At 60.8% G+C, this 2586-nt stretch carries 2 protein-coding genes; both read right to left on the minus strand.

From position 1 onward, the window contains the following. Positions 1–281: 281 nt before the first annotated feature. On the minus strand, positions 282–1610 hold the full coding sequence (gene tilS, locus ACIP1X_RS28580) for a tRNA lysidine(34) synthetase TilS (RefSeq protein ID WP_400755937.1): 1329 nt from the start codon (positions 1608–1610) through the stop codon (positions 282–284). A 131-nt stretch (positions 1611–1741) separates the two neighbouring features. Beyond that, positions 1742–2586 (minus strand): acetyl-CoA carboxylase carboxyltransferase subunit alpha (locus tag ACIP1X_RS28585; RefSeq protein ID WP_400755938.1); only part of this gene is annotated, 845 nt, incomplete at its 5' end.

Consider the following 2586-nt stretch of genomic DNA (forward strand, 5'->3'; position numbering starts at 1 on the left):
CGTCATGAAAAACCCTAGAAGTCTGCGTTAAAGCGGTCCGAGCCGCCGGGGGAAGCGAAGGAAGGCCGAAGCCCCCGATCACCTGCATTAATCACAGTGCACCTTTCAAAAAAAACCGCCGCGTTGGGACAGACCGGCAGATGAAACACCGGTACGTTGCTCGCTACACATTTTTTGGAATCGCCCAGCAAAGACTGCTTGGTAATCGGCAACTCCTGCAATTCAGGCGAATCCACAGAAGTTGTATCAAGAAGGGAGCGTAGTCTACCGGAATGCTCCTTTCAGCTCAAACCCAGATCTTCGCCTGTTGGCTGCCAATGCAATTTCCAGCCGTCCTGCCCATTGCCATCAAGCCCCGGCAGGTTCGCCACCGCGAGCAATTCGTCACCGCGAAACAGCAGCGGCAATCTGCCACGCACAAAACCCGGCACCGCGCGCTCATTGAGCAGGCGTTTGAGATCGCGATGACCGCGATCCGCCAAATGCATCACTTCGCCGCCCTGACGATAGGCGATACGCAATGATCCGCAAGGAGTATGCCCAGCGAACATGACACGGCCGTTATCGGCCAAGCGTAGCGTTGACGACGGTGCTTGCCAGTCGGCGCCGATCATCGGCGTGCGCAACCAGTGGCCGCTGAGCCACCACAACCGTCCGGCGCTGCGATGCAATTCGCCATTGGCCAGACGCCAGACGGGTGATGCATCGGGAGCGGCTTCGCAGAGATCCGTCCAACCCGACCAATGGTCGCTATCCGGCAGTTGGGTGAAGGGTTCGAGCCAATGGCTGATCGCGTTGCGTTGACGGGCGGCGGATAGTGCGGCGAGTGGCGCCAGTTCCAGCGACGGCAAACCCAGCCATTCGAAATCGTGCGGGGTGTTCGCCTGCGCCAGATCGATCTGCGCCAGTTCATCGAGCAGCCCCTGCGCCTCACGCAGATGCGCGACGCTGCGGGCCATGCTCGCTTGCGCTTGCGGCCAGCGCCCGGTCAGCAGCGGCATGACCTGATGGCGCAGATAGTTGCGTGAGAATTGCCGATCCTGATTGGACGGGTCTTCGATCCAGGTCAATTGATGTGACTGCGCGTACGCTTCCAGTTCGGCGCGGGAGATGTCCAGCAGCGGCCGAACCAGCGTGCCCTGCCCCACCGGCCGCTGCGCCGGCATCGCGGACAATCCGCGTACACCGGCGCCGCGCAACAGGCGAAATAACAGCGTTTCCGCCTGATCATCGCGATGCTGACCAGTGAGCAGGACGCTATCGGCTTGCGTCAGCGAACTGAACACCGCGTAACGCGCATCCCGGGCCGCCCGCTCCAGACTCGCGCCCGGTTGCACCTTCACCCGCTCGATCAGCAGGGGCACACCCAGCGCATCGCAAACGGACTGACAATGTTGCGGCCACGCATCAGCCGCAGCCTGAAGGCCGTGATGGATATGGACAGCGCCTAGCTGCGGGAGGGATTCGGATTCTGCCAGAGAGGCCAGCAGATGCAGCAGGACGGTGGAGTCGAGACCACCGGAGAAGGCGATACGCCAATGAGCGGCATTGCGCCAAGGCTCAAGGTTCAGCAGAAGCCGGGACGGCAAATCCATCGAACGCTGACTCATATCCGCCTCTATGCCCCAATCAAATGTGGGAGCGGGCTTGCTCGCGAAGGCGTCTCAACATTCAACACATTCGTCGACTGTGATACCGCTTTCGCGAGCAAGCCCGCTCCCACATGGGTATTGCGTTCGACTTAGAGGCCGTAGCTCATCAGTCGATCATAACGGCGCTTCAACAGCGCTTCGTTATCGAACTTCTTCAGCATCGCCAGTTGCGAGCTCAGCTCGGCACGGATCGAGGCAGCGGCAGTCGCCGGATCACGGTGGGCGCCGCCCAGAGGCTCGCCAATCACCTTGTCGACAATGCCCAGGCCTTTCAGACGCTCAGCGGTGATGCCCATCGCTTCAGCAGCATCCGGCGCTTTTTCGGCGGTTTTCCACAGAATCGATGCACAACCTTCCGGCGAGATCACCGCGTAGGTCGAGTACTGCAGCATGTTCAACTGATCGCAAACGCCAATCGCCAGTGCACCGCCGGAACCACCTTCACCGATAACGGTGGCGATAATCGGGGTTTTCAGGCGCGACATCACACGCAGGTTCCAGGCGATCGCTTCGCTCTGGTTGCGCTCTTCAGCGTCGATCCCAGGGTAAGCGCCCGGGGTGTCGATGAAGGTCAGGATCGGCATTTTGAAACGCTCGGCCATCTCCATCAGACGGCAGGCCTTGCGGTAGCCTTCCGGACGCGGCATGCCGAAGTTGCGGCGAACCTTCTCGCGCACTTCGCGGCCTTTCTGGTGACCGATGATCATCACCGGCTGGTCTTCCAGACGGGCGATACCGCCAACGATGGCGGCGTCGTCAGAGAAGTGACGGTCGCCGTGCAGTTCGTCGAACTCGGTGAAGATGTGCTCGATGTAGTCGAGGGTGTACGGGCGTTTCGGGTGACGCGCCAGGCGTGCGATCTGCCAACTGGTCAGCTTGCCGAAGATGTCCTCGGTCAGCGTTTTGCTCTTGTCCTGCAGGCGGGAGATCTCAT

Source organism: Pseudomonas sp. NPDC088885, from assembly GCF_044750025.1.
Taxonomy (GTDB): Bacteria; Pseudomonadota; Gammaproteobacteria; order Pseudomonadales; family Pseudomonadaceae; genus Aquipseudomonas; species Aquipseudomonas rustica.